At 63.8% G+C, this 1,327-nt stretch carries 1 protein-coding gene; it reads left to right on the top strand.

All coding sequences use genetic code 11. The features are described 5' to 3' along the window. The coding region (locus JCM25156_RS16775) for a carbohydrate porin (RefSeq protein ID WP_025814032.1) at positions 1-1,327 on the top strand (1,327 nt) is incomplete at both ends.

The raw sequence follows: 1,327 nt of genomic DNA, 5'->3' as shown, positions 1-1,327 counted from the left end.
CGCCCGTGGCTGTACAAACACGGCATTACCTTTGACATTCAGGAAGTCGATGAAGTCTGGGGCAATGGCACCGGCGGCTCGGCCTCGGGCAACGATGGCGCGGGCGGTTCGGGCACCGGCCCGTCCTATGACGGCGTGACCATGCCCACCCTGACGGTCGATACCGAAAAGCTGTTTGGCCTGAAGGGCGGCCTGTTCAATGTCAGCGCGCTGCAGACACGCGGGCGCTCGATCTCGCAGGATCATCTGGCCAACTTCAACCCCGTCAGCGGGTTCGAGGCCGACCGCTCCACCCGCCTGTTCGAACTGTGGTACCAGCAGTCCTTTCTCAAGGGCAAGCTTGACGTCAAGATCGGCCAGCAGGATCTGGATACCGAGTTCCTGATCAGCGATTACGCCTCGCTTTACCTCAACGCCAATTTCGGCTGGCCCATGGCGCCTTCGGTCAACCTGTATGGGGGCGGGCCGTCATGGCCCCTGTCCTCGCCCGCCATCCGCATCCGCTACCGGCCCAGCGAGAAGTTCACCTTCATGTTCGCCGCCGCCGACGACAACCCGCCGGGCAACCGCTACAACTCCATCCCCATCCAGCAGGCCACGGGCTCCATCAGCGGCTATAACCCCGACCCCACCAGCCAGACCACAAACGATGGCAGCGGCACGCAGTTCAACATGGGCACCGGCGCGCTGCTGATTACCGAGTTGCAATACGCCCTCAACCCCCAGCCGGACGACATGTCCAAGGTGACCAAAGACCCCGGCCTGCCGGGCATCTACAAGCTGGGCGGGTATTACGATACGGCCAAATTCCCCGATTACCGCTACAACCAGCATGGCGGCTCGCTGGGGGCGGCCACACTGGCGGCCAATCCCACGCAGTCCGACCTTACGCCGCGCTGGGACCGGGGGAACTGGATGGTCTATGGCATCATTGACCAGATGATCTGGCGGCCCTCGCTCACATCCCCCCGCTCGGTGGGCGTGTTCGCGCGCGCCACGGGCAATGGCGGGGACCGCAACCAGATCAGCTTCGCCATTGATGCGGGCATCAACCTCAAGGCCCCGTTCAGGGGGCGTGACAACGACACGATCGGGCTGGGCTGGGGCATCGGCCGCGCCAGTTCGGGGCTGCGCCAGTTCGACCGGGACAGCCAGACGATGGTGCAGGGCAATGAAAACCACCTGGAACTGACCTATCAGGCGCAGGTCACGCCGTGGATGGTGATGCAGCCGGATTTCCAGTACGTGTGGCATCCCTCCGGCGGGGTTTATGACTGGACCGGAAACCGCCGTGTGGGTGATGAGGCCATTTTCGGCCTGCACAGCA

The organism is Komagataeibacter kakiaceti JCM 25156, assembly GCF_000613305.1.
Note: the sequence above shows the minus strand (reverse complement) of the source record. Positions and strands in the feature narration are given on the sequence as shown.